The organism is Vogesella facilis, assembly GCF_042648525.1.
In the GTDB taxonomy this organism is placed as follows: domain Bacteria; phylum Pseudomonadota; class Gammaproteobacteria; order Burkholderiales; family Chromobacteriaceae; genus Vogesella; species Vogesella facilis.
The window spans coordinates 365,576-391,230 of record NZ_JBHRXN010000036.1 but is presented as its reverse complement, the minus strand read 5'-3'; the positions used below and the strand labels follow the sequence as shown (position 1 = coordinate 391,230).

General features: G+C 66.5%; 17 protein-coding genes. 9 read left to right on the top strand and 8 right to left on the bottom strand.

From position 1 onward, the window contains the following. Positions 1–139 precede the first annotated feature (139 nt). Both ACFOLG_RS17200 and ACFOLG_RS17195 read left to right on the top strand, forming a co-directional pair. A complete protein-coding gene (locus tag ACFOLG_RS17200; RefSeq protein WP_386094315.1) occupies positions 140–3,430 on the top strand; it encodes a DUF748 domain-containing protein in 3,291 nt (1,096 codons plus the stop codon). 203 nt (positions 3,431–3,633) lie between these two features. Then, complete coding sequence (locus tag ACFOLG_RS17195; RefSeq protein ID WP_386094312.1) at positions 3,634–6,513, top strand: adenosylcobalamin-dependent ribonucleoside-diphosphate reductase; 2,880 nt, start codon at positions 3,634–3,636, stop codon at positions 6,511–6,513. 453 nt (positions 6,514–6,966) lie between these two features. Here the strand turns inward: ACFOLG_RS17195 and ACFOLG_RS17190 are convergent, their stop codons facing one another. The 5 genes from ACFOLG_RS17190 to ACFOLG_RS17170 all read right to left on the bottom strand — a co-directional run bounded on the left by ACFOLG_RS17190 (position 6,967) and on the right by ACFOLG_RS17170 (position 11,676). Continuing rightward, entirely contained in the window at positions 6,967–7,572 is a 606-nt protein-coding gene (locus ACFOLG_RS17190; RefSeq protein WP_386094309.1) for an HD domain-containing protein, read from the bottom strand. 234 nt (positions 7,573–7,806) lie between these two features. Further along, the gene (locus tag ACFOLG_RS17185; RefSeq protein WP_386094307.1) at positions 7,807–8,037 is read right to left on the bottom strand and encodes a vir-repressed protein; all 231 of its coding nucleotides are present in this window, start codon (positions 8,035–8,037) and stop codon (positions 7,807–7,809) included. A 722-nt stretch (positions 8,038–8,759) separates the two neighbouring features. Next, positions 8,760–9,449 (bottom strand): substrate-binding periplasmic protein, encoded by a 690-nt coding sequence (locus tag ACFOLG_RS17180; RefSeq protein WP_386094304.1) that lies wholly within the window; start codon positions 9,447–9,449, stop codon positions 8,760–8,762. Between the two features lie 191 nt (positions 9,450–9,640). After that, positions 9,641–10,702, bottom strand: coding sequence for a PLP-dependent cysteine synthase family protein (locus ACFOLG_RS17175; protein ID WP_386094301.1), 1,062 nt, complete (start codon positions 10,700–10,702; stop codon positions 9,641–9,643). A 68-nt stretch (positions 10,703–10,770) separates the two neighbouring features. After that, on the bottom strand, positions 10,771–11,676 hold the full coding sequence (locus ACFOLG_RS17170) for a LysR substrate-binding domain-containing protein (RefSeq protein WP_386094298.1): 906 nt from the start codon (positions 11,674–11,676) through the stop codon (positions 10,771–10,773). 100 nt (positions 11,677–11,776) lie between these two features. Between ACFOLG_RS17170 and ACFOLG_RS17165 the strand changes: the two genes are divergently transcribed. The 3 genes from ACFOLG_RS17165 (at position 11,777) to ACFOLG_RS17155 (ending at position 14,975) form a co-directional block, all read left to right on the top strand. Next, positions 11,777–13,015: an MFS transporter gene (locus ACFOLG_RS17165; protein ID WP_386094296.1), complete on the top strand. Its 1,239-nt coding sequence runs from the start codon at positions 11,777–11,779 to the stop codon at positions 13,013–13,015. Positions 13,016–13,024: 9 nt separating this feature from the next. Beyond that, a complete protein-coding gene (locus ACFOLG_RS17160) occupies positions 13,025–13,516 on the top strand; it encodes a RidA family protein (protein WP_386094293.1) in 492 nt (163 codons plus the stop codon). Positions 13,517–13,670: 154 nt separating this feature from the next. Beyond that, a complete protein-coding gene (locus tag ACFOLG_RS17155) occupies positions 13,671–14,975 on the top strand; it encodes a hemolysin family protein (protein ID WP_386094291.1) in 1,305 nt (434 codons plus the stop codon). 206 nt (positions 14,976–15,181) lie between these two features. Here ACFOLG_RS17155 and ACFOLG_RS17150 read toward each other — a convergent pair whose 3' ends face one another. Further along, the gene (locus ACFOLG_RS17150; RefSeq protein ID WP_386094288.1) at positions 15,182–17,743 is read right to left on the bottom strand and encodes a putative bifunctional diguanylate cyclase/phosphodiesterase; all 2,562 of its coding nucleotides are present in this window, start codon (positions 17,741–17,743) and stop codon (positions 15,182–15,184) included. A gap of 246 nt (positions 17,744–17,989) precedes the next feature. On the opposite strand from ACFOLG_RS17150, the gene ACFOLG_RS17145 reads away from it, so the two are divergent. After that, positions 17,990–19,264, top strand: a complete 1,275-nt coding sequence (locus tag ACFOLG_RS17145; protein WP_386094797.1) for an O-acetylhomoserine aminocarboxypropyltransferase/cysteine synthase family protein — start codon at positions 17,990–17,992, stop codon at positions 19,262–19,264. 149 nt (positions 19,265–19,413) lie between these two features. Here ACFOLG_RS17145 and murI read toward each other — a convergent pair whose 3' ends face one another. Beyond that, entirely contained in the window at positions 19,414–20,202 is a 789-nt protein-coding gene (gene murI, locus ACFOLG_RS17140) for a glutamate racemase (protein WP_386094286.1), read from the bottom strand. A gap of 11 nt (positions 20,203–20,213) precedes the next feature. Beyond that, entirely contained in the window at positions 20,214–21,377 is a 1,164-nt protein-coding gene (gene apbC / locus ACFOLG_RS17135) for an iron-sulfur cluster carrier protein ApbC (RefSeq protein WP_386094283.1), read from the bottom strand. A gap of 218 nt (positions 21,378–21,595) precedes the next feature. On the opposite strand from apbC, the gene ACFOLG_RS17130 reads away from it, so the two are divergent. The 3 genes from ACFOLG_RS17130 to ACFOLG_RS17120 all read left to right on the top strand — a co-directional run bounded on the left by ACFOLG_RS17130 (position 21,596) and on the right by ACFOLG_RS17120 (position 25,584). Then, on the top strand, positions 21,596–22,846 hold the full coding sequence (locus ACFOLG_RS17130; protein ID WP_386094280.1) for an MFS transporter: 1,251 nt from the start codon (positions 21,596–21,598) through the stop codon (positions 22,844–22,846). A gap of 217 nt (positions 22,847–23,063) precedes the next feature. Further along, a complete protein-coding gene (metG, locus tag ACFOLG_RS17125) occupies positions 23,064–25,133 on the top strand; it encodes a methionine--tRNA ligase (RefSeq protein ID WP_386094277.1) in 2,070 nt (689 codons plus the stop codon). Between the two features lie 265 nt (positions 25,134–25,398). Continuing rightward, positions 25,399–25,584 carry a hypothetical protein gene (locus ACFOLG_RS17120; protein ID WP_386094260.1) on the top strand — a complete coding sequence of 62 codons (186 nt, stop codon included), beginning with the start codon at positions 25,399–25,401 and terminating at the stop codon, positions 25,582–25,584. Positions 25,585–25,655 lie beyond the last annotated feature (71 nt).

Below are 25,655 nucleotides of genomic sequence, written 5' to 3'. Positions count from 1 at the left end.
ATCAATGTTTAAAATCATCATCAGGCGAGCGTCATGCTAAAAGCAGCAAGCGCCCGGCGGCAACTGTGCCGCGCGTCTGCCGTGGGCGGTTGTGGAAGAAAGACGACAACCATGTCCCGTGCTACAGGACTGTTTAATTATGAATGAAGAGAATTCGCCGGAGAGCACACCCGCCGGCCACGGTGCTGCCCGTCGCTGGGGCAAACGCCTGGGCTGGGCCGGCGGCGGCATTGCCCTGCTGATGGCCGGGCTGTGGGCCGGCGTGCCCAAGGCGGTGGATTACGCCGCCGACAACTGGGCACAAAAGGTTGGCCGCAAGCTGACGCTGGGCAAGGTGGAGTTCGCGCCGTGGGCGCTGCGGCTTACCGTGCACGACGTGGCGCTGCGCGACCGCGACGGCAGCAGCCTGTTCAGCGCCGCGCGGCTGAACGTGGACGCCGAGGCGCTGCCGCTGCTGATCGGCCGCTTCCAGTTCGACGACATCACGCTGGACGTGCCGCAAGTGTGGGCGAGCCGCAACCGGCAGGGTGAGTGGAACTGGACGCGGCTGCTGCGCGATGCCACCGCCGGCGCCGAGCCGCAGAGCAAGGAGAAGTCCGAGCCGGCCAAGCTGCTGATCCGCATGCTGGCGCTGAACAAGGGCCGCGTGCACCTGCAGGACGCGCTGGCCGGCGATGTGCAGCGCCAGGTGCTGCCGCTGGATTTCCGGCTGCAGAACCTGTCCACGCTGCCGCAGAACAATGGCCGTTACCAGCTGGCGGCGGAGCTGGACGACGGCACCCGCCTGGCCTGGCAGGGCAGCCTGCTGCTGCAGCCGCTGCAATCCGACGGCGTGCTGCAGGTGGATGGCCTGACGCTGAAGGGGCTGTGGCCGTATGTGCAGCCGTATCTCAAGTTGGCCGCACCCGAGGGCAAGCTGGCGCTGAAGCTGCCGTATCACTTCGACCTCGCCGGCGTGTCGGCCAGCGTGTGGTCGCGCGGCTTCAGCGCGCGGCTGGACGGCCTGGCAGCAGCGGCGCCGCACACCGGCAGCCCGTTCAAGCTGGCCAGCCTGACAGTGAGCGACGGCCAGTTCGCGCTGATCGGCAAGCAAGTGCAGCTGGGCAAGGTGACGTTGTCCGGCGGTGAGTTCGCCACCGTGCTGGATGACAAGCAGCAGCCGGACTGGTTGGCCGCATTGCCGCCGGCAGCGCCCGCGCAACCTGCGCCCCAGCCGGTTGCCAACGCCGCCGAGCCGGGCTGGCAACTGAGCCTGGCGCAGCTGCGGCTGGAGAACTGGCAGCTTAAGGCGGTGCATCAGGGTTTTATCAGCCCGCTGGCAGCCAGCCTCAAGCTGGACAGCCTGCAGGCCGGCATCAAGCTCGATGCCAAGGGCGCGCTGAAAGTGGGCGGCGCCACGCTGGCGCTGTCGCAGCTGGCGCTAGCCAGCGGCGGCAACGCGCCGTTCGCCCAGCTGGGCGGGCTACAGCTAGCCAGCAGCGAGCTGGATCTGGCGGCGCGGCGCATCACCCCGGGCGATATCAGCCTGCAGGGGCTGCAGCTGGCGGCCCGCCGCGACAAGGCCGGCAAACTGGACATCGTCGAGGCGTTGCGCCAGCGCGGCGGCCAGAATGACACGGCGGCCGCACCCACCCAGCCGGCGGCGCCGGCCTGGCAGCTGCGCTACCCGAGCGTGACGCTGGCCGGCGGCAACGTCAGCTGGCAGGACGCCACCACTGCCACGCCGGTGGCACTGCAGCTGGCAGAGCTCAATGCCAAGGCCAGCGGCGACCCGCAGCAGGGCTGGGCGCTGCAATTGGGCGCCGCGCTGGGCAAGGGCAAGCTGCAGCTGGATGCCACGCTTGCGGCCAACCTGCAGGACATCAAGGGCCAGCTGCAATCCAGCGGCCTGCCACTGCAGGGCGTGGCGCCGTACGCGCTGGACAGCACCGTGCTGCGCTTTGGCGGCGGCGAGCTGTCCACCGCGCTGGGCTTCGCCGTCAACGGTGGCCGCTGGCAGGCGGACGGCAAGGCGCAAGTGGACAAGCTGGCGCTGTTCGAGCCGGGGCGGCGCGAGCCGCTGCTGGGCTGGCAGCAGCTAGCGGTGAGCGGTATCAAGGCGCAGCCGCAGCGGGTGAGCATTGCCGACGTGCGGCTGGTGGCGCCGCAGTTGCGCTTTATTCTGGATGAAAAGCGGGTGCCCAACTTCGCGCACCTGATGAAGCCGCAGCCGGCCGCGGCCAAGCCGGCGGCCAGCGCCAAGACGACGGCGGCCAGCGCCGCGCCGGTGGTGGACGTGCGTGCCATCCGCGTGCGCAATGCGCGCATGGACTTTGCCGACCTGGGGCTGCAGCCCAGCTTCGGCACCCGCATCCACTCGCTGTCCGGTACCGTGCTGGGCCTGTCCAGCAAGCCGGGCCGCCGCGGCACGGTGACGCTGGACGGCCGCGTCGACCAGTTCGGCGACGTGCGCATCCGTGGCGCGCTGTCGCCGTTCGAAGTGACCCGCGACCTGGACATGACGCTGAACTTCCGCAATATCCCGCTGGGCAGCCTCAACCCGTACTCGATGACCTTCGCCGGCTGGCAGATCACCGACGGCCGGCTCACCACCGAGCTGCGCTACCTGCTGAAAGACCGCCAGCTCAACGGCGACAACCGCGTGGTGATCGACCACATCCAGCTGGGCGACGAGGTGGCCAATTACGACGGTACCCGCCTGCCGCTGCGGCTGGCGGTGGCGCTGCTGGAAGACAGCGACGGCCGCATCGACCTGGCACTGCCGGTGGCCGGCAGCCTGGATCAGCCGGAGTTCTCCTACGGCCACCTGGTGTGGCAGGCGCTGCGCAACATCCTGGTGAAGGTGGTGACCGCGCCGTTCCGCGCGCTGTTCGGTGGCGAGGGCTTCGACGAGATTTATGCCGATGCCGGCGACGACCGCATCCCGCCGCCGGAACGCGAGAAGCTGGGCAAGCTGGCCGAGCTGATGCTGAAGCGGCCCAAGCTGGCGCTGGCCATCGGCGGTGGCTACGACGCCGAGCAGGACAGCCGCGAGCTGGCGCGCTACCGCGTGGACAGCGACATCCTGAAGCGCGCCGCCTACCAGCTGCAGCCGGACGAGCCGCTGCCGCTGCCGGACATGGGCGACCCGGCGATCCGCAAGGCGGTGGGCGATGTCTACGCCGCGCAGATCGGCCGCTTCGCCTGGCTGAAACGGGTGGCCAGCGAGAAGGATACCGCCGAGCGGGCGCAAGCGATGCGCCAGGAGCTGCTGGCGGCGCAGAAGGTGGACCAGGCGGCGCTGAGCGCGCTGGCCACGGCACGCGGCGAGGCGGCACGCAAGCTGCTGCTGGCGGCACAGCCGGCGCTGGCAGACCGCGTCAGCGTGCTGGAGCCGGACAAGGTGAAAGCCGACAAGGACGGCGTGCCGCTGCTGATCAAGCTCAAGTAAACAAGACAGTGCACCATGCGGCCAGGCTGGATGACAGCCTGGCCGCAGTCGTTTGGCATCGCGCGTTGCCGGCTGTTGCAGCGCTGCCGCACAAGGTTGGCCGCAAGCTGTCCGCCGGGACAGCTTTGATGGCTATCAAGGTCATGAGCCGCTATATCTAGTTAGATTCCATTTTTTCTGACACCACATATAGCGGGGACGGCATGAACCGGGATAACAGCGTCGTGTTTGCGGAACAGGATATTTCGCGCGAAGTACTGCTGGAAAAATACGCCAAGAACGGCGAACAGTCGGTAAGCGAAGTGCGCCTGCGCGTGGCCCAGGCACTGGCCGCGCTGGAGCAGGAGCCGCAGCGCTTCGCCCCGCTGTTCTACGAGGCGCTGGACGGCGGCTTCATCCCCGGTGGCCGCATCAACTCCGCCGCCGGCACCGACCTCAAGGCCACGCTGATCAACTGCTTCGTGCAGCCGGTGGGCGATGCGGTGTCCGAGGCCGAGAATGGCAAGGTCGGCATCTACGAGGCGCTGCTGCAGTCGGCCGAGACCATGCGCCGCGGCGGCGGCGTCGGCTACAACTTCAGCCGCATCCGCCCCAAGGGCGCGCGGGTGAAGGGCACCAACAGCCGCGCCTCCGGCCCGGTGTCGTATATGCGCGTGTTCGACCGCAGCTGCGAGACGGTGGAATCCGCCGGCGCGCGCCGCGGCGCGCAGATGGGGGTGCTGGATGTCAGCCACCCGGACATCGAAGCCTTCATCCACGCCAAGGACCAGGGCGACCTGGCCAACTTTAACATCTCGGTGGGGGTGTCCGACGCCTTCATGCAGGCGGTGGATGCCGACGGCGACTGGGAGCTGACCCATGCGGTGGCGCCGGCGTCCGACGCCTTCCCCGGCAGCTACCAGCGTGACGACGGGCTGTGGGTGTACCGCAAGCTGCGCGCCCGCGAGCTGTGGCAGCAGATCATGCACTGCACCTATGACCACGCCGAGCCGGGCGTGCTGTTCATGAGCAAGATTAACGCCGACAACAACCTGTCCTACTGCGAGGTGATCGAGTCCACCAACCCCTGTGGCGAACAGCCGCTGCCGGACTACGGCTGCTGCGACCTGGGCTCCATCAACCTGTGCAAATTTGTGCGCCAGCCGTTCGGCGAGGCGCCGAGCTTCGACTACAAGGCGTTCGAGAAGGTGGTGCGCACCTCGGTGCGCATGCTGGACAACGTGCTGGACCTCACCGTGTGGCCGCTGCAGGAGCAGCTGCGCGAGGCGCAGAACAAGCGCCGCGTCGGCCTCGGCTTCACCGGCCTGGGCGATGCGCTGATCATGCTCAAGGTGCGCTACGACAGCGAGGAAGGCCGCAGGTTGGCCGCCAGCATCTCTGAGCACATGCGCGATGCCGCCTACGATGCCTCGGTGGATCTGGCCATCGAGAAGGGCGCCTTCCCGCTGTTCGACGCCGACAAGTACCTGGCCGCGCCGCACTGCGCCAGCCGCCTGCCGGACAAGCTCAAGGCGCGCATCAAGAAGCACGGCATCCGCAACTCGCACCTGCTGTCCATCGCGCCTACCGGCACCATTTCGCTGGCCTTCGCCGACAATGCCTCCAACGGCATCGAGCCGCCGTTCAGCTGGTACTACACCCGCAAGAAGCGCATGGCGGACGGCACGCAGCAGGAATACCTGGTGGAAGACCACGCCTACCGCGTGTACCGCATGCAGGGCGGCGATACCAATGCGCTGCCGGACTACTTCGTCAGCGCGCTGCAGATGAGCGCGCTGGACCACATGCGCATGGTGGCGGCGGTGGCGCCCTATGTGGATACCGCCATCTCCAAGACCGTGAACGTGCCGGGCGATTACCCGTTCGCCGACTTTGAAAGCCTGTACCTGGAGGCCTGGCGTGCCGGGCTGAAGGGCATCACCACCTACCGCCCCAACAGCGTGCTGGGCTCGGTGCTGTCGGTGGAGCCGACGCCTGCGGCCAACCCGGCGCCCAGCCAGCAGCTGCCGCAGGACCTGGGCAATCAGAACGACCCGGACCGCCGCATCACGCTGAACACCGCACCAAGCCCGGCGCTGGCCAGCCTGAAGTGGCCGCACCGCCCCAAGCTCAAACACGGCAACCCGTCGTGGACCTTCATGGTGGAAGGCGAGGAGGGCGACTTCGCGGTGATGGTGGGCCATATCGAAGGCCAGCAACCGGGCGAGGCGCCGCTGCCGTTCGAATGCTGGGTCAACGGCGATGTGCCGCGTGGCCTGGGGGCGATTGCCAAGACGCTGTCGATGGACATGCGCTGCCGCGACCGCGCCTGGCTGGCCGCCAAGCTGGACGCGCTGGCGGCTACCCGCGGCGACCGCCACTACCGCGCCGAGCTGGGCGACGGCCCGGTAGGCAGTAGCGCCGCCGCCGCCGCGCTGGGGCGGGTGGTGAAATACCGTGTCGAGCAGCTGGGCGCACTAACGTTGGCCGCAAGCGATGCCACCCCGGTGATGGACGCGCTGTTCGCGCGCAAGGAGCCGAAATCCGGCCCCGACGGCACCATCAGCTGGTCGGTGGATGTGGTCAACCCGCAGACCGGTGACGATTTCGTGCTGTTCGTGAAGGAACTGGTACTGCCCACCGGCCAGCGCCGGCCGTACTCGCTGTGGCTGGCCGGCCACTACCCGCGCGAGCTGGACGGGCTGTGCAAGATGCTCAGCCTCGACATGCGGGTGATCGACCCGGCGTGGATCGGCATGAAGCTGCGCAAGCTGTTGAGCTATGCCGAGCCGCAGGCCGACTTCTTCGCCCGCACCCCGGGCAGCGACAAGTCGCAGAGCTGGCCGTCCACCGAAGCCTACCTGGCGCGGCTGGTGATCCATCGCTACGCCATGCTGGGCATCCTCAGCGAGGACGGGGTGCCGGTGGAGGAAATGGGGGTGATGGTGCCGGAGCAGGGCGACCTGTTCGAAAGCGCGGTGGTGAGCGTGGCGCCGGCGCAAATGGCCGGCAAGGCCTGCCCGGAATGCGGCAACCGCGCGCTGATCAAGAAGGACGGCTGCGAGTTCTGCACCGCCTGCGGCCACGTGGGGGCGTGCGGTTAGCGCGGCGGGGAAACGACGGCAACAGCTTGAGCCGTGACGCCAATGGCGACGCAGCGCCTGCGGCAAGCAAACGGCCTCCCAATCGGGAGGCCGTTTGCATGTCTGGCAGTTGCTGGTCGCTGGCGGAGCGGCGCTGCGGCGGCGCTGCGGCCTCGGCGGACGTTCACCGTTGTCCGGGGCTGCGGCCGTGCACGGCCAGACAGCGGGCGCGCAGTACCTTGCCACGCGCGCTGGCATTGCGTCCGGACGCGTGCTGTCGACACCACTGAGCCGTCAGGCTTGGGGAAACAACGTCTGCACCGCGCAGCTCGCGTGCGTTGAGGCAGGGCCCGCTGCCTGGCAAAGCAATGCTGCCAAGCGCCATGCCCGCCATGCTCTGAATCGACGCCGGGAGCGTAGGCGAATACGCACGCCGGGCAGCGCCTGTGCCGTAGCTGGCACAGCCGCGGCCATTCATTGCTTGTGCTGGCTGCCGGCCGTTTGCCCGGCAAAGTGCCGGATTACCCATTGTTCGCACACGGCCCACAATTGCGGTGCTCCGCGTTTGATCACCGGGCCATATCGGGAGACAACCTGTGCCAGCGAAACATTGTTTTCCGTCCAGGTGCCGCCACCGGTGAAGACATTGATGAGCAGCGGTTGCAGGCGGTCGAGCGCCTTGGCGAACTTCGCGTCTTCGCTCTCGGCACGTTCGAATTCCTGCCATAAGGCAAGCAGCTCGCTGCCTTGCTGCGGCGGCAGCAAGCCAAACAGTCGCACTGCCGCTGCGGCTTCCTGCTTGGCCTGCACGTCGCTGGAAAACCCGGCATGGAGAGGGAAGTCGCCAACGTCGATCTCGACAATGTCGTGCAGTAACAGCATCTGGATGACACGGTTGCTGTTCACGGGGGCAGCGGCGTAGTCATGCAGCAGCAAGGCATACAGTGCCAGATGCCAGGAATGCTCGGCCGAGTTTTCCTTCCGGCTTTGGTCCAGCAGTGGCGACTGCCGCACCACGCTCTTCAGACGGTCGATTTCTCTGAGAAAATTTAACTGCTGTTCCAGTGCTGTCGGCGGCATGCGATTCCCGCGGCAAAAAGTGGCGTAACCGGATTATAGCGAACCGAGCGACGCGGGCCTGCTGGGGGGCGATGAGCTGGCCGAGGGTTGACGGCAACTATGGCCGGGAGAAAGCACCAGGCCCTTGCGCATAGCGCAAGGGCCTGATCATGTCGCCGGCATGGCGGGTGGAGAGGCGCAGCGGCGAGGTTGTGTGTCTGAACGGCGGGCGGCCGCGGCCCGGGGGGCTGCAGCTTAGCAGCGGCCTTTCATTGCCTGGCCCGGAGGGCAGAAGCCGCCACGATAGTAGCCGCGGTCGTCATCGTCGTCGTCGTAGCGGTCATGGTAGTGGCCAGAGCCGTATACCGGCACCACCACGCGCGCAGGCTCCAGCACGATGGGGGAGCGCACGTGCACGCGGGCCGGCTGCACTACGCAGGCAGACAGGCTGCCGGCGGCGATCAGGGCGAATAACAGGGTTTTCATGGTGTTCTCCGTTATGGCTGGGCTACCCCCGTGGCGGGGGTAGCCGGAAATTGGTGCCTGGCGGCCGGCGATGGCGGCGGTGGGCCCCGCTCTTGGAGAGGAGGGTGGCGGCAGCAAGGGTGCCGCTTGTTGCGACCATGGCTGGCAGGAGTGGCCTGCCGGGCAGGCTCGGCACGCGGCCGGTGGCGCAGGCACTCCGAGCATAAGCCAAGCTGGCAGCCAGCCCTAGTGGAAAGCTGCTAACAATTATTAAGGTTGTATTCCGTTGATGACGGCCCCGATAAGAAGCCGGGCGGCGGCCTGCCCGCTACTTGCCGGTTAAGGCGGGGCCAGGCTGGCGCTGGGCGCGCGCCGTGGCGGTTTCGTTGCTGCGATGCTGGCCAGGCGGCGGCTGCCGGCGTGGTGATCGCAGCGCTGCGCGCTGTGCCGTCGCCGCGCCAGGTTCATTGCGGCTAGGCACGGCAGCGTCTGTTCGCCGTGGGGCGGCACAAAACGTTGGCCGCAGCAGTGCGGCACGGTCGTCATGGCCGCCGTACAGCGGCCGTGAAACCCGCTCCCGGCAGGAGCGTGCGCCTGTCACCAGCGGGTAACACGCGGCGTGTATTGTGCTCGGCAACAGCTGATTGTTCCCGTCTGCTGCCGTGTGTGTTTGTTCGGCCCGCCTGGCGGGCCTTTTTTCTTGCCTGTGCTGCTGGCTTGCGGCTGCCGGGGGCGCTGCCAGCCTAGGGTGGCGTTAGCGGCGACAGCACCTGGTTGATGCGCTGCAACAGCTGCAGGTTGGCCGCAGAGCGCGGCAGCGCCAGGTAGGTGGGGTTGGTGGCAAACACGCCCCGCGCTTCCAGCTGGCCGCCCAGCAGCGGCTCGATGCTTTCGCGGATGCCGATCAGGTAGTCCAGCCGTCCCAGTTTGAGTTTTTCCACGTTCTGCGCATCGCGGCTGGCTTCGTCCGCCTGCAGCGCGCCGCGCTCGCGCGCCTGGCTGAATTCGTCGGAATAGAACCAGCCGGACAGCACGCCGACACGGCGGCCGTTGAAGCTGGCGATCGTGCTGTAGTGCGGCAGGGCATCGCCCTTGCGGCCATACACGGTCAGCACTTCGTGATACAGCGGCTTGCTGAACAGGTAGCGCTGCTGCCGCGCCGGGTTGCTGTAGATGCCGGCCACGCCGTGGCTGCCGCGTTCCAGGTAGGCCAGCGCCCGTTTCCACGGCATGGTTTCGATGCTGATGGCGATGCCGCTGCGGCGCGCCAGCGCCTGCAGCTGCTCGGCGTACAGCCCGGCCGGGCGGCCGCTGCTGTCGGCGTACATGAACGGCGGGTTGTTGGCGTCGATGGCGACCTGCAAGTGTGGCTGCTGGGCGTGGGCCGCCGGCAGCAGGCAGAGCAGCAGCCAGGCAAACAGACGATTGGGCATCGCTTATCCTTGCGCGCGTGGCTATCCAGGCGGTGTGGTGTTGCCGCGCGGCAGCGTGCCGGCGGCAGGGGCCGCTGTTTGTAGCGTAGACGGCCCGGGCGGTGAACGCAGTATTGTAACTGCATAAATCGCCCGGCCGGCACTGCGCTGGTGGCCAGGGTTGGCCGCAGCCGGCAGCCCGCTGCCGCGGCTCAGGCCTGCCAGCGGCCGTGCTCGAAGAACTGGCGGTAGCGCTGCAGCCACGGCTGGATGTCGTGGCCGCCGGCGGCCAGCCAGCCGGCATCGTAGTAGCTGTTCAGGTAGCGGTTGCCGTCGTCGCAGATCAGCGTGACGATGCTGCCGCTTTCGCCGCGGCGCAGCATCTCGTCCATCAGCACGCACACGCCGTAGAAGTTGGTGCCGGTGGAGCCGCCGCATTTGCGGCCCAGCACTTGCTCCAGAAAATGAATCGCCGCGTAGCTGGCCACGTTGGGCACGCGGATCATGCGGTCGATCACGGTCGGGATGAACGACGGCTCCACCCGCGGCCGGCCGATGCCTTCCACCCCGGAGCCGCCCTCGCAGGTGCAGTCCGGGTCGCCGCTTTCATAGCTGGCGTAGAACGCCGAGTTTTCCGGGTCCACCACACAGATCTGCGTGTTTTTCTGCTGGTAGCGCACGTAGCGGCCAAAGGTGGCGCTGGTGCCGCCGGTGCCGGCGCCATTGATGATCCAGCTTGGCTCCGGGTGCGGCTCCAGCGCCATCTGCTTGAAGATGGTGTCGGCGATATTGTTGTTGCCGCGCCAGTCGGTGGCACGCTCGGCGTAAGTGAACTGGTCCATGTAGTGGCCGTTCAGCTCATGCGCCAGACGCATGGATTCGTCGTAGATGGTGGCCGGGTCGGTGACCAGGTGGCAGCGGCCGCCGTAGAACTCGATGGCGCGGATCTTCTCCTGCGAGGTGCTGGCCGGCATCACCGCGATGAACGGCAGCCCCAGCAGGCGGGCGAAGTAAGCTTCCGATACCGCGGTGCTGCCGCTGGAGGCCTCGATTACCGGCGTGCCTTCGCGGATCCAGCCGTTGGACAGCGCGTACAGGAACAGCGAGCGCGCCAGGCGGTGCTTGAGGCTACCGGTGGGGTGGGTGGATTCGTCCTTGAAGTACAGCTGGATGTCCGGGGCGGACGGTATCTGCAGCGGAATCAAATGGGTGTCGCTGGAGCGGTTGAAGTCCGCCTCGATCTTGCGCACGGCTTGCATCAGCCAGGTTCTCATCGGTGTTTCCCTTTTAGCTCTTGGTTATGGTGTGGCTGCCGGCGCGCCGGCGGCAAGGTTGGCCGCATTCATGCCGTGGCCTGCGCCTGGCCGACCCCCAGCAGGGTGCTGACAAAGGCGGCCACCAGCGGCGAACTGTCATGCTGGCGCCAGGCCACCGTCAGCGTCATGTAGGCGTCGGCGTCGCTCAGCGGCAGGTAGCGGATGTCCGGCAGGTGCACGCATTGTAGCGGCGACGGCAGCACGGCGATGCCGAGGCCGGCGGCCACCAGCCCGATCTGGGTGGTGGCTTCGCCGGCCAGCTGGTGCACCTGCCAGTCGAAACCGCTTTGCCGCGCCAGGCTGTGCAGGCGGGCGTTCAGCCAGTTGCCGTTGCCGGCCGGGTAGCCGATCACCCGCTCGCCGGCCAGCTCGGCAATGCTCACGCTGGCGCGCGCCGCCAGCGGGTGGCTGATGGGCAGCACCGCGCTCAGCCGGTCGCGCTTCACCTCGCGCACTTCCAGCCCCGGCGTGTCCTCGTCGCGGTTGAAACGCACCACGCCGACATCCAGCTTGCGCTGGCGCAGCAGCTGGAACTGCTCGCGGGTGAACTGTTCGTGAAAGTGCAGGGTAACGTCCGGATGACTGGCGCGAAACTGTTGCAGCGTGGCCGGCAGCACCGCCATCAGCGGCAGCGACGAGGTGAAGCCGATGCGCAGCTCGCCGATCTCGCCGCGTGCCGCGCGCCGCGCCTCGTCGGCCGCCAGCCGCGCGTCGTCCAGCAGCGCGCGGGCACGCAACAGGAAGCGCTCGCCGGCGGCGGTGAGGCGCACCGCGCGCTGGTGGCGCTCCAGCAGCTGCACGCCCAGCTCGTCTTCCAGTGCGCGGATCTGCTGGCTCAGCGGCGGCTGGGCGATGTGCAGCCGTTCCGCGGCGCGGGTGAAGTGCAGCTCCTCGGCCACGGCGACGAAATAGCGCAGATGACGCAGTTCCATTGATATGTTTTCCGTCTTAAATATAAAGGAAATATATATTGGACGTTGGTAACTGACCAGCCTAGGCTGGCGTTGTCGAGTCTGTTTCTGTGGTGTTGTGATGTCTACTGCGACCTGCGCCGCGTCTGCGGCCAACCTTTCCGCCCAGCCGCATGCCAGCGGTTCCAGCGCCTGGTGGCGCGCCACCTGGGCGGCCGCCATCGGCGGCTTTGCCACCTTTGCCCTGCTGTATGGCGCGCAGCCGCTGATGCCGCTGCTGGCCGCGCATTACGGCCTGTCGCCGGCCGCCGCCAGCGGCGTGCTGTCGGTGGCCACGCTGCCGATGGCGCTGATGCTGATTCCGGCCAGCCTGCTGGCCGAGCGCTTCGGCCGCACCCGCATGATGGTGGCGTCGCTGGCCGGCGGCGTGCTGCTGTCGTGGCTGGCGGCGTTCAGCGACAGCTACGGCTGGCTGCTGCTGTGGCGCGGGCTGTTCGGCGTGGTGATGGCCGGCCTGCCGGCGCTGGCGCTGTCCTACCTGTCGGAGGAGCTGGATGCCGGCTCGCTGGGCAGGGCGGTGGGGCTGTATATCGCCGGTAATGCGCTGGGCGGCATGAGCGGCCGTTACCTGGCCGCGGTGGTGGCCGATGCCGGCGGCGTGCAGCAGGGCCTGCTGGCGCTGGCGGCACTGGGCACCCTGACCGCGGTGGGCTTCTGGAAGCTATTGCCGGAATCGCGCCGTTTCGTGGCGCGGCCGCTGTCGCTGGCCGGCGTGCTGGCCGACAGCCGCCAGCACTGGCGCGATCCGGGGCTGGCACGGCTGTTCGTGCTCGGCTTCATGCTGATGGGCGGCTTCGTCAGCCTGTACAACTACCTGGGCTTCCGCCTGCAGGCGGCGCCGTTCTCGCTGAGCCAGAGCAGTATCGGCCTGATCTTCCTGCTGTACGTGGTGGGCATGGCCGCCTCCACCATCGCCGGGCGCCTGGCCGACCGTCTCGGCCGCCGCGAGGTGCTGTGGAAGATGGTGGCGCTGATGCTGCCGGCCATTGCGCTGACGCTGGCCAATAGCCTGTGGCTGGTGGTGCTCGGCGTCGGCCTGTTCACCTTCGGCTTCTTCGCCGCGCACGCGGTAGCCGCCAGCTGGGTCGGCCGCCGTGCCAGCCATGCGCGCGGTCTGGCGTCGGCGTTCTATCTCACCTCATACTATGTTGGCTCGGCACTGATCGGTTCCGGCTCCGGCCTGATGTGGCGGCTGGATGGCTGGCTGGGCGTGGCTGGCCTGATCGCCGCGTTGCTGGGGCTGTGCCTGTGGCTGACCTGGCAATTGCGCCGGGTGGAGCCGTTACCGCAGACGGTTTGAGGAGAGAAGATGTCAGCAGAACAAACGTTGGCCGCATACTGCGCCGATGTCGGACTGGACCCGGCGGCAACCCTGCAGATCGGTGGCCAGTACACGCCGGTGTTGCGGCATGGCAATGAGGTGTTCATCAGTGGCCAGGTGCCGCGGGTGGGCGACGCGGTGGTGGTCACCGGCAAGGTGGGCGACGACTGCAGCGAAGAGGCGGCCTGTCAGGCGGCGCGCATCAGCACCTTGCGCTGCCTGATTCTGCTGCAGCAGACGCTGGGTTCGTTGCAGGCGGTGGCGCGGGTGTTGCGCATGAATGTGTATGTGCAGAGCGCCGCCGGCTTCAGCCGCCAGAGCGAGGTGGCCAATGCCGCCTCCGAGGTGCTGTACCGCGTGCAGGGGGAAGCCGGCGTGCATACCCGCACCTCGCTGGGGGTGTATCAGCTGCCCAAGAATGCGGCGGTGGAAATCGATATGCAGGTGGCGGTGCATCCCCTGGCTGCGGCAAGCGCGTAGCTACTGACCCCGCCGGCCAATGCCGGGACGATGCCTGATGTCGCTCCCGGCCTGATGGCATGGACATCGGCAGCTGCTGCCAACGTCATGACTGGTGAAATCGGCGTGGGCATGTAGAATGGAGTCTTCTGCGTAAAAGGGGTCTCCCTGTCCAATGGACGTGCTCATATTAGTTGTCCTGTTTTTGCTTAACGGCATTTTTGCCATGACCGAAATCGCCATCGTCTCCTCGCGCAAGGTTCGCTTGCAGCAGTGGGCAGACGAAGGCAACCGCGGCGCCGCCGCCGCGCTCCGGCTCGCCGAAGAGCCCACCCGCTTTCTCTCCACCATCCAGATCGGCATCACCCTGATCGGCATTCTGTCCGGTGCCTTCGGTGAGGCCGCCATTGCCGACCGCCTGCAGGCCTACCTGCTCACCGTGCCGCTGCTGGCCGAACTGGCACGCCCGATCGCGCTGGGCGTCACCGTGATCGGCATTACCTACTTCTCGCTGATCATCGGCGAACTGGTGCCCAAACGCATCGGCATGCAGAACCCGGAGCTGCTGGCCTCCATCCTGGCCCGTCCGATGCTGCAGCTGGCCCGCGCCACTTCGCCGCTGGTACGGCTGTTGAGCCTGTCCACCGAGGCGGTACTGCGGCTGCTGGGGGTGAAAAAGAACAAGGATCCGTCGATCACCGAGGAAGAAATCAAGGTGCTGATGGAGCAGGGCGCCGAGGAAGGCATCTTCGAGCGCGCCGAGCAGGAGCTGGTGGAAAACATCTTCAGCCTGGACGAGAAGAAGGTGGTCGCCATCATGACGCCGCGCAAGGACATCGTGGTGCTGGACGTGGACGACCCGATCGAGGAAAACCTGCGCATCGTGCGCGGCAGCGTGTTCACCCGTTACCCGGTGGTGAAGGGCGGCTTCGAGAACGTGCTGGGCTTCGTGCAGGCCAAGGATCTGCTGCACCGCCTGCTGGAAGACAAATCGGTGACGCTGGAAGGGCTGACCAACCCGCCGCTGTACGTGCCGGAGGCGATCACCCCGATGCAGCTGCTGGAGCAGTTCAAGCGCACCCGCAACCACACCGCGCTGGTGGTGGACGAATACGGCGAGATCGAGGGCCTGGTGTCGATCAACGACGTGCTGGAAGCCATCGTCGGCGACCTGCCGACCGATATTTCCGACAGCGATCAGGAAATCGTGCAGCGCGACGACGGCAGCTGGCTGGTGGATGGCATGATGGCGCTGGACGACTTCAAGGAACACTTCGACCTGGACAGCATCGAGGGCGAGGAGTCCGGTGACTTCCAGACCCTGGGCGGCTTCGTGATGTTCATGCTGGGCAAGGTGCCGGCCGCCGCCGACAAGGTGGAGTGGCACGGCTTCGTGTTCGAGGTGGTGGACATGGACCGCACCCGCGTCGACAAGGTGCTGGTGATTGCGCCGCCGGCGGAACTGAACGCCGCCTCGTAAGCGCCCTGCTGCTTGCCTGCCAAACGCCCCGCCTGCTGCGGGGCGTTGTCATGTTGGCCGCAGCGTGGCGCCGCCGGGGGGGGATGGCTGGCGCCGGCGGCCAGGGCGGCGCTAGCTGCTGCGGCTGCCGGGGCAGCGCGCCACCACGTCGCCTGCTGGCGCGGCGACACTGCCGCGTGTCCACTCGCGCGGACACGGCATGGCGCCTAGCCGGACTGCCGGCAGAATGCCAGGTAGTCGGCCTCCGGCATCGGCCGCGCCAGATAGTAACCCTGCACGTAGTGGCAGCCGTGCGCGCGCAGGAAGGCCAGCTGCTCGGCAGTTTCCACCCCTTCGGCCACGGTCTGCACGCCGATGGCGCGCGCCAGCGCCAGAATGGCCTCCACCACCGCCTGGTTGCGCGGATTGCCGGCCAGGCTGCCGATAAAGCGCTGGTCGATCTTCACCTTGTCCACCGGCAGCTCCACCAGGTAGTTGAGCGACGAGTAGCCGGCGCCGAAGTCGTCGATGGCGATGCGGAAGCCGGCGGCGCGCAGCTCTTGCAGGATGCTGCCGATGGCGGCTAGGTCCTGGATCAGCGTCGACTCAGTCAGCTCCAGCTCCACGCTCGACGGGTCGATGCCGCTGGCCTGCAGCTGGCGCGCCAGCTTGGCCGGCAAGTCGCCCAGCGCCAGCTGCTTGGCCGACAGGTTGATGCTGACGATCTGCGGCAGGCCGGCATCGCGGCTGCGGGCGACGAAGTCGCAGGCGCTGTCCAGCACGTAGTCGCCAATGGCCTCGATCAGGCCGTGGTTCTCGGCAAACGGGATGAACACGCCGGGCGAGGCGTTGCTGCCGCCCTGCGGCCAACGTAGCAGCGCCTCGGCATACGGCGCCAGCCCCGGCTGCTGCGGCAGTACCGGCTGGTAGTGCAGGGTGAACGCCCGTTGCTTGACCGCGCTGCGCAGGTGGGTGAACAGCGCCATTTCCTCTTTCAGCCGCTCGCCGATGGCCGGCTCGAAGAAGCTGTAGCGGTTGCGGCCCAGCGCCTTGGACTGGTACATGGCGGCATCGGCATGCTTCATCAGCGTGGTGACGTTGTCGCCGTCCTCCGGGTACATGGCGATGCCCAGGCTGCCGCCGATCTCGGCATCGCGCTCGGTGAGGCGGAACGGCAGCCCCAGCACCTGCAGCAGCGCCTCGCAAATCAGTGCCACCTGGGCGGGCGTGCTGTCGCGCAGCACCAGGCAGAATTCGTCGCCGGACAGCCGCGCCACGGTGTCCTCGATGCGTACGGTGCCGCGCAGGCGCTCGGCCACGTCCATCAGCAGCTCGTCGCCGGCCTTGTGGCCCATGGTGTCGTTGACGAACTTGAAGCGGTCCAGGTCCAGCATCAGCACGGCGAAGTTCTGCCGTTCCTGGCGCGCGATCTCGATCTCGTGTTCCAGGCGGTTTTTCAGCATCACGCGGTTGGGCAGCGCGGTCAGCGGGTCAAAGTAGGCCATGCGCCGCAGCTGGTTTTCCGCCGCCTTCATCTGGGTGATATCGGACAGGATGCCCACGTAGTGGGTGAGGCTGCTGTCGCTGTCGTACACCGCGTTGATGGTGAGCAGCGCGTGCACCAGCGCGCCGTCGACATGGCGGTTGACGATCTCGCCCTGCCAGCGGCCGCGGTGCGACAGCTCCTGCCACAGCTGGCGGTAAAACTCGTTCGGGTGGTGGCCGGAGCGCGAGATCGGCGGCCGCTGCCCCACCAGCTCTTCCAGCGTGCGGCCGGTCATCTGCAGATAGGCGTGGTTGGCGGTGATGATGCGGGTGTCCGGGGTGGTGATCAGCACCGCGTTGTCGGTGTTGCGGAACACGATCTCGTACAGGCGGCGGTGCTTTTCCGCCTCGCGGCGCTGGGCGATCTCGTCCTGCAGCTGGCGGTTGGCCGTCTGCAGGTGGGCGGTGCGCTCGGCCACCTGCTGCGCCAGCTGCTGCTGTGTCTGGCGGTTGTCTTCCAGCGACTGGCGAAAGCGTCGCAGCGCAATCACGATGGGCTGGAAGCTGCGTTCCGGCTGCGGCGGCAGGCTGATGGCGGTGTCGCCGGCGCTCAGCTGCAGCAGGGTGCGCTCGGTCAGGTGCATCTGGCTGCCGATGCGGCGGAAGGTGCGCATCAGCAGCAACAGCAGCACCAGCATCAGCGACAGCAGCGGGATTTCCACCAGCTGGAAGCGGGTGCTGGTGTCGTGCAGATTGCTGTCGAACGCCTGTTGCGTGGCCTGTTCCTGCAGCTGCACCAGCTCGGACAGCTGCTCCATGTCGTCGCGCACCTGGCGGGTGACGAAACTGGCCTGGCGCCGGGCGTGCTGGCTGTCGGCCTGCACCAGCAGCAGCAGGCCGGCCACCTGCTGGCTGAAACTGTGCAGGTTGCGGCCGATCTGCTGCTGCAGTTGCACGATCTCATCGTGGCGCGCCTGGCCGGGCGGCGGCGGCCGCAGTTGCACCGGCAGCCGCGCCAGCTGCGCCAGGCGGCCTTCGATGCTGGCGATGCGGCGGTTCACTTCCTGGTATTTCAGCGTGTCGTCGTTGTCGTCTTCCAGCAGCTGGCTGAGCTGGTTCTGGATGATGCCCAGCAGGCTGAGCAGCTGGCTGCTGGTCTGCAGGTTGGCCGCATGGGTGCGGTTGATGCTGTTGAGCTCGCGCACCATGCGCTGGTTGGCATGGTGGTAGAACAGCACGATGCCGCCCAGCATCGCCAGTAGCAATAACAGCATCCAGCCCAGCTGCTTGCTGGGCGACTGCATGGAAAAAAGTGGGCGCAATGACATTGGCACGATGGGGGCTAAAGGCTACTGCAGCATAGATGAAATCGGGTCGACCGCCAGCTCGCCCTTGGTGCAGGACAGCTGCCAGGCGATTTTGATCAAGTTATGCAAAATTATTATTTTGTTGTGTTGCAACACGGGGTTAAGGTGAGCTGCGGCTGCATTTTCCGCCAGCCGTTCAATCAATACAACCCAACGGGACACAAAGAGATGAGCAACAAAGCACTGAAGCTGGAAACCATCGCCGTACATGGCGGCTACAGCCCGGACCCGACCACCAAGGCGGTGGCGGTGCCGCTGTACCAGACCACCAGCTATGCCTTCGACAGCACCCAGCACGGCGCCGACCTGTTCGACCTCAAGGTGCAGGGCAATATCTACACCCGCATCATGAACCCCACCACCGCGGTGCTGGAACAGCGCGTGGCCGAGCTGGAAGGCGGCATCGGCGCGCTGGCGCTGGCCTCCGGCATGGCGGCCATCACCTACGCCATCCAGACCATTGCCGAGGCCGGCGACAACATCATCGCCACCAGCACGCTGTACGGCGGCACCTACAACCTGTTCGCGCACACCTTCCCGCAGCTGGGCATCGAGGTGCGCTTCATCGACCCGCGCGAGCCGCAGGCGATTGCGGCCAACGTTGACGCGCGCACCAAGGCAGTGTTCTGCGAATCCATCGGCAACCCGCTGGGCAATGTGGTGGACTTCGGCGCCTTTGCCGAGGAAGCGCACCGCCACGGCCTGCCGCTGATCGTCGACAACACCGTGCCGTCGCCCTATCTGTGCCGCCCGTTCGAGCACGGCGCCGACATCGTGGTGCACAGCCTCACCAAGTACATGGGCGGCCACGGTGGCAGCATCGGCGGCATCATCGTCGATTCCGGCAAGTTCCCGTGGGGCGAGCACAAAGAGCGCTTCGTGCGGCTGAACACCCCGGACGTGAGCTACCACGGCGTCAACTACGTGGAGGTGCTGGGCGCCGCCGCCTACATCGCCCGCGCCCGCGTGGTGCCGCTGCGCAATATGGGCGCCGCCATCTCGCCGTTCAACGCGCACCAGATCCTGCTCGGCATCGAAACCCTGGCGCTGCGCATGGACCGCATCTGCGACAACACCCTGACCGTGGCGCAAAGGTTGGCCGCACACCCGGTGGTGGAGTGGGTGGAATACGCGGCGCTGGAAGGCCACCCCAGCCGCCCGCTGGTGGATAAATACCTGGGCGGCCGCGCCTCCGGCATCCTGTCGTTCGGCATCAAGGGCGGGGTGGAAGCCGGCGGCCGTTTCATCGACGCGCTGCAGCTGGTGACCCGGCTGGTGAACATCGGCGATGCCAAGAGCCTGGCCTGCCACCCGGCCTCCACCACCCACCGCCAGCTGTCGCCGCAAGAGCAGTTGCGCGCCGGGGTGCGGCCGGAGATGGTGCGGCTGTCGATCGGCATCGAGCATATCGACGATATCTGGGCCGATGTGGAACAGGCGCTGCAGGCGGCGGGCTAGGGCCGGGTGTAGGGTGGGCAAAGGCCGCAGGCCGTGCCCACCTGCAGCGTACCGGTGTTGCCGGTGGGCACGCTGCGCTTTACCCACCTACAAAAAACATGCGGCCAACCTTTGAGGGTTGGCCGCATGTTTCATGGCAGAGGGACGGTTCAGCCCGGCAGCGGCAAATACTCCACCGCGTCGTCGCGGCCCAGTATCTGCTGCATGAAGGCATGCATGCTGCCGCTATCGTCGGTGCTGACAAAGCGGTATTGCGCCACGGCATCTGCCGGCGCGGCCAACTGGTGTTGATCCAGCAGGCGCGCGGTCTGGCGTACCACCGCGTCGCTGGGGTCGATCAGGTCGATGTGCGGCGGCAGCAGCTGGCGCAGCAGCGGCGCCAGGAACGGATAGTGGGTGCAGCCCAGCACCACGTGGTCCACCCCGGCGGCCAGCAGCGGTGCCAGCGCGCGATTCACCGTGTCGCGGGCCTGCGGGCTTGTCAGGTCGCCACTTTCCACCAGCTCGACAAAGCCTTCGCCCGGCTGGCTGACGATCTGGGCGTGCTCGCTGAACTGGCCGGCCAGCTCGTGGAACTTGCTGCCGGCCAGCGTGGCGCGGGTGGCCAGCACGCCGACCTTGCCGCTCTGCGTGGCCTGCACCGCCGGCTTGATCGCCGGCTCCATGCCGACAATCGGCAGCACCGGGTATCTGGCGCGCAGATGACGCACCGCGGCGCTGGTGGCGGTGTTGCAGGCGATCAGCAGCAGGCTGGCGCCCTGTGCCAGCAGGTAGTCGGTGATCACTTCGGCGCGGGCGATGATCTGGGCCTGCGGGCGCGGGCCGTACGGGCAATAGCCCTGGTCGGCCAGGTACAGCACCGACTCGTGCGGCAGCGCCTGCACCAGCTGGCGCCATACCGACAGGCCGCCGAGGCCGGAATCGAACATGCCTATCATGCGCCGTCCGCTCAGTTGTTCTGGATCACGATCTTGGGGATCTTGCTGGAGAAGTCGCGCGCCTTCTCGCCCACCTTCACTGCCAGCTTGCGGGCGATGTCCTGGTAGCGCGCCGCCAGCTTGCCGTCCGGCTCGGCGATCACCGTCGGCTTGCCCTCGTCGGTGGCCAGGCGGATGGACAGGTCCAGCGGCAGCGAGCCCAGCACCGGCACGCCGTACTGCTCGGCCATGCGCTCGGCGCCGCCGTGGCCGAAGATGTGCTCCTCGTGGCCGCAGTTGCTGCACACGTGCATGGCCATGTTCTCGACAATGCCCAGTACCGGCACGCCCACCTTCTCGAACATCTTCAGGCCTTTTTTCGCATCCAGCAGCGCGATGTCCTGCGGCGTGGTGACGATGATGGCGCCGGTTACCGGCACCTTTTGCGACAGCGTCAGCTGTACGTCGCCGGTGCCCGGCGGCATGTCGATCACCAGGTAGTCCAGCTCATGCCACAGTGTGTCGTTCAGCAGCTGCTGCAACGCCTGGCTCACCATCGGGCCGCGCCACACCATGGCCTGGTCCTCGTCCACCAGGAAGCCGATGGACATGGTCTGCACGCCGTATGCCAGCAGTGGCTGCAGCTTGCCGTCGTTCACTTCCGGCTTGTGGCCCTGCAGACCCATCATCAAGGGCTGCGACGGGCCGTAGATGTCGGCGTCCAGAATGCCGACGCGGGCGCCTTCTGCCGCCAGCGCCAGCGCCAGGTTGGCCGCAGTGGTGGATTTGCCCACACCGCCCTTGCCGGACGATACGGCGATGATGTTCTTCACTCCCGGCAGCGGCGACAGGCCGCGCTGCACCGAGTGGCTGGTGATCTGGCTGCTCACGTTCACCTGCGGCTGGCGGCCGGCGGCAAACGGCGCCAGCGCGGCCAGGAACTCGTCGCGGATGGCGGCGAAGCGGCTCTGCGCCGGGTAGGGCAGGCTAACGTTCAGCACCAGTTGCTGCGCATCGTTGGCCGCAATGCTCACGCCCTTGGCGTGGCGGTAGGGCTTGCCGGTGTCGGGGTCGATCAGGGTGCCGAGTGCGGCCAGGATGTCGTCGTCGCCGTGGGTCGGGGTAGAAGTCATGGTGGAGTTCCGTGCGGAGTCGTCGGCGCCGGCGCCGAACAGTTTGCCGAGTCGGGAGAACATAGCGTGTGGCCTGGTTGGATAGCCGAGCATTTTAGTCGGATTTGCCGGCGGGTACGAGCCGGCGCGCTGCCGGAAATGATAGCCCAAAGCTTGCCGACTGTGCGCCGGCGCGCGGTCCGCGGCATGGGCGCTTGGCCAACCCGCTGATTTCGCGTAGAATCCGCCCCTTTTTTCGCGCGAAATGGTGCAATGTTTCGCGAGGCAGTCGAGGTTTCCGTTTGAATCAGCAACACAAGATTTCCCGCCTCAACCTCACCGCGCTGCTGTTCCCGCTGGCGCTGGTGCTGTTCGAGTTCGCCGTCTACATCGGCAATGACATGGCGCAGCCGGCCATGCTGCTGGTGGTGCAGGAGTTCGGCGTCGACACCTCCTGGGTGCCGCTGTCGATGACCGCCTACCTGCTGGGTGGCGCGCTGCTGCCGTGGCTCACCGGCCCGCTGTCCGACCGCTTTGGCCGCCGTCCGGTGCTGCTGGGTGGGGTGGTGTGGTTCACCGCCAGCTGCCTGGCTACCTATCTGGTCAACGACATCCACAGCTATATGCTGCTGCGCGTGCTGCAGGGCTTCGGGCTGTGCTTCATCAATGCCGTCGGCTACGCCGCCATCCAGGAAGCGTATGCCGAAACCACCGCGGTGCGCGTTACCGCGCTGATGGCCAATGTGGCGCTGATCGCGCCGCTGGCCGGCCCGCTGGCCGGTGCCGCGCTGGTGACGCTGGCGCCGTGGCGCACCGGCTTCCTGCTGATCGCGCTGTGCTCCTTCATCGCCCTGCTGGGCCTGTGCTGGAAGATGCCGGAAACCCGCCAGCCCTCGGCCGAGGTCAAGCTGACGCCGCGCGCGCTGTGGCAGGGCTATTCGCGCCTGCTGCGCCATGGCCGTTTCGTGCGTGCTGCACTGTGCATCCCGCTGCTGGCCATGCCGCTGATGGCGTGGATTGCGCTGTCGCCGGTACTGCTGGTGGAAGACCTGGGGCTGTCGGCGCTGCAGTACGGCCTGTGGCAGATTCCGGTGTTTGCTGGTCTGATCGGCGGCAATCTGCTGCTGGCACTGCTGGCCGAGCGCTGGCCGCTGGGTCGCTCGGTGATGGTGGGTATGTGGCCGCTGCTGGCCGGCCTGGCGCTGATGCTGGGTGGTGTGTTGTTCGGCAGCGAAAAACATGTGTTCCTGGCGCTGGGCATGTCGCTGATGGCACTGGGCGAGGGGCTGTCCTTCGCCGTGCTGTACCGCTTTGCGCTCACCGCCAGCATCCAGGCCAAGGGCATTGTCTCCGCCGGCATGAGCATGCTGTCGATGGCCGGCTACGCGCTGGGTATCGAGCTGTTCCGTTGGGCCTACCTGGCCGCCGGCCTCGCTGGCTTTGCCGCTTTGTCACTGCTGTTCGCCGCCGGTTTCGTGCTGCTGGCCCGCCCGCAGGTGAAGCTGGCGATGGCCGAGCGCGCCGATCCGGACCTGCTGCCGCAGGGCGCATAAACAGAAGGTTGGCCGCAGGCTGATGCGGCCAACCGGTTGCGGACACGCGCATGTGCACCGCGGCCAGCGGCCCCGGCAGGGCCGGGCCGCGTCAAATCCAGCGCCGGCAGCCTTGCCGTTTTTTCGTCCGCGCCCTTTCGGCTAGCGAAAGGGCACTGGCAACAACAGGCTTGGCCGCTATAATCGACCGTTTCAGAATACCAACCGGGATGCACCCATGACCAAACCCAGCAAACGCAAGATTCTGGTAACCAGCGCATTGCCGTACGCCAACGGCGCCATCCACCTCGGTCACATGCTGGAGCATATCCAGACCGACGTCTGGGTGCGTTTCCAGAAGATGCGCGGTCATGACTGCCACTACGTGTGTGCCGACGATACCCACGGCGCGCCCATCATGCTGGCGGCGGAAAAGCAGGGCATCACCCCGGAGCAGCTGATCGAACGCGTGCAGAGCGAGCATCTGGCCGACTTCAGCGGCTTCCACATCGGCTACGACAACTACTACAGCACCAACTCGCCGGAGAACAAACACTTCGCCGAGCACATCTACAAGACGCTGAAGGCCGACGGCAAGATCGTCAGCCGCACCATCGAGCAGCTGTTCGACCCGGAAAAGCTGATGTTCCTGCCGGACCGCTTCGTGAAGGGCGAATGCCCGAAGTGCGGTGCCAAGGACCAGTACGGCGACAACTGTGAAGTGTGTGGCGCCACCTACAACCCCACCGAGCTGAAGAACCCGTACTCGGCGGTGTCCGGCGCCACCCCGGTGCTGAAGACCTCCGAGCATTTCTTCTTCCGCCTGGGCGAGTGCGTGGACTTCCTCAAGGGCTGGACCGGCGGCAGCAGTGTGCGCGCCGACGGCGTGAGCCAGCCGCACCTGCAGCCCGAATCGCTGAACAAGATGAACGAGTGGATCGAAGGCGGCCTGCAGGACTGGGACATCAGCCGCGATGCGCCGTACTTCGGCTTCGAGATTCCGGATGCGCCGGGCAAGTACTTTTACGTGTGGCTGGATGCGCCTATCGGCTACATGGCCAGCTTCAAGCACCTGTGCGAACGCACTGGCATCGACTTCGATGACTACTTCCGCGCCGATTCCGACGCCGAGCTGTACCACTTCATCGGCAAGGACATCCTGTACTTCCACGCGTTGTTCTGGCCGGCGATGCTGAAATACGCCGGCTACCGCGCGCCCAGCGGCGTGTTCGCCCACGGCTTCCTGACCGTGGACGGCCAGAAGATGTCCAAGTCGCGCGGCACCTTCATCACCGCCAAGAGCTACCTCGACTGCGGCCTGAACCCGGAATGGATGCGCTACTACATCGCCGGCAAGCTCAACGGCCGCATCGAAGACATCGACCTGAGCCTGGCCGACTTCGTGGCGCGCGTGAACTCCGACGTGGTGGGCAAATACGTCAACATCGCCAGCCGCGCCGCCGGTTTCCTCACCAAGCGCTTTGGCGGCCAGCTTGCGGCCAACCTTGAAGACGAAACCCGCCTGCTGGGCAATATCGCGAATGAGGCGGAGAACATCGCCGCCGCTTTCGAAGCGCGCGAGTACGCCAAGGCGCTGCGCGAGATCATGGCCATTGCCGATATCGTCAACGGCTACGTGGACGCCAACAAGCCGTGGGAGCTGGCCAAGCAGGAGGGGCAGGACGCGCGCCTGCAGGAAGTGTGCAGCGTGCTGATCAACGCCTTCCGCCTGCTCACCATCTACCTGAAACCGGTGCTGCCCAAGCTGGCGGAGAGCGTGGAAGCGTTCCTCGACATCGCGCCGCTGCAGTGGGCCGATGCGCAGCAGCTGCTGCTGAACCACACCATCAAACCGTACCAGCACCTGATGCAGCGCATCGACCCGGTGCTGATCGAAAAACTCATCGAAGCGAACAAACAGAGCATGGAAGCACAAGCACCGGCCGCTGCGGCCAACTACGAGCCGCTGGCCGACACCATCAAGATCGACGACTTTGCCAAGCTGGACCTGCGCGTGGGCAAGGTGCTGGCCTGCAACTTCGTGGACGGCTCCGACAAGCTGCTGCAGTTCAGCGTCGACCTGGGCTTTGAAACCCGCAACATCTTCTCCGGCATCCGCGCCGCCTACCAGCACCCGGAACAGCTGGTTGGCCGCAAGGTGATCGTGGTGGCCAACCTGGCCGAGCGCAAGATGCGCTTTGGCGTATCGCAGGGCATGATCGTGTGCGCCTCCGGCACGGAAGACGGCTCCGGCCTGTTCCTGCTGGATGCCGACGACGGTGCCGAACCAGGCATGCGCATCGGCTAAGCTGCCCGCGCGCCGCCGCTGTGACAACGCCCCGCATTGCGGGGCGTTTTGTTTGCGCGTGTCACGGCGCTGTCATCTGCCATCGCTAAGCTGCCGCTGTTTGCATCATGCCCGCTACGGATAGCCGCCAAAAGTTGCGCCAGCGCAAGGCGGGAACTCCGTGAAACTACGTATGGTCAATGCAATCGTAAGTAGGTAATTTGTTGAGTTAATCTATCGTTTAGTCCCACTGTGCATAACAAGAACGACAATGTAAGGAAAAGTCATGAAAATCAATGAACTGTTGCCCGGCCATAACATCCTGGAAACCACCGATAGCGGTGAAACCCTGCGCTTTGAGGTGGTGACCGTACGCGCCATCGGCCGCCGTTATGAAATTACCATGCGTACCCCGGCAGGATTGGAAAGCGTGCTGTACCCGGCCAATGCCTATGTACAGATTGCCGCCTGAAGCGGCGAATAAATTTTTCGACAAATAGCTTGACGCTGCCGCGGGCTTTGCGTACTATTAGTCCTCTCTGC

What these genes read in the sequence shown, in the direction of transcription:
- ACFOLG_RS17195 (WP_386094312.1), top strand. Translation starts at nt 3,634, where the DNA reads ATGAACCGGGATAACAGCGTCGTGTTTGCGGAACAGGATATTTCGCGC.
- ACFOLG_RS17165 (WP_386094296.1), top strand. Translation starts at nt 11,777, where the DNA reads ATGTCTACTGCGACCTGCGCCGCGTCTGCGGCCAACCTTTCCGCCCAG.
- apbC (WP_386094283.1), bottom strand. Translation starts at nt 21,377, where the DNA reads ATGTTCTCCCGACTCGGCAAACTGTTCGGCGCCGGCGCCGACGACTCC.
- ACFOLG_RS17185 (WP_386094307.1), bottom strand. Translation starts at nt 8,037, where the DNA reads ATGAAAACCCTGTTATTCGCCCTGATCGCCGCCGGCAGCCTGTCTGCC.
- ACFOLG_RS17170 (WP_386094298.1), bottom strand. Translation starts at nt 11,676, where the DNA reads ATGGAACTGCGTCATCTGCGCTATTTCGTCGCCGTGGCCGAGGAGCTG.
- ACFOLG_RS17180 (WP_386094304.1), bottom strand. Translation starts at nt 9,449, where the DNA reads ATGCCCAATCGTCTGTTTGCCTGGCTGCTGCTCTGCCTGCTGCCGGCG.
- ACFOLG_RS17190 (WP_386094309.1), bottom strand. Translation starts at nt 7,572, where the DNA reads ATGCCGCCGACAGCACTGGAACAGCAGTTAAATTTTCTCAGAGAAATC.
- ACFOLG_RS17175 (WP_386094301.1), bottom strand. Translation starts at nt 10,702, where the DNA reads ATGAGAACCTGGCTGATGCAAGCCGTGCGCAAGATCGAGGCGGACTTC.
- murI (WP_386094286.1), bottom strand. Translation starts at nt 20,202, where the DNA reads ATGATAGGCATGTTCGATTCCGGCCTCGGCGGCCTGTCGGTATGGCGC.
- ACFOLG_RS17160 (WP_386094293.1), top strand. Translation starts at nt 13,025, where the DNA reads ATGTCAGCAGAACAAACGTTGGCCGCATACTGCGCCGATGTCGGACTG.
- ACFOLG_RS17155 (WP_386094291.1), top strand. Translation starts at nt 13,671, where the DNA reads ATGGACGTGCTCATATTAGTTGTCCTGTTTTTGCTTAACGGCATTTTT.
- ACFOLG_RS17150 (WP_386094288.1), bottom strand. Translation starts at nt 17,743, where the DNA reads ATGCAGTCGCCCAGCAAGCAGCTGGGCTGGATGCTGTTATTGCTACTG.
- metG (WP_386094277.1), top strand. Translation starts at nt 23,064, where the DNA reads ATGACCAAACCCAGCAAACGCAAGATTCTGGTAACCAGCGCATTGCCG.
- ACFOLG_RS17200 (WP_386094315.1), top strand. Translation starts at nt 140, where the DNA reads ATGAATGAAGAGAATTCGCCGGAGAGCACACCCGCCGGCCACGGTGCT.
- ACFOLG_RS17120 (WP_386094260.1), top strand. Translation starts at nt 25,399, where the DNA reads ATGAAAATCAATGAACTGTTGCCCGGCCATAACATCCTGGAAACCACC.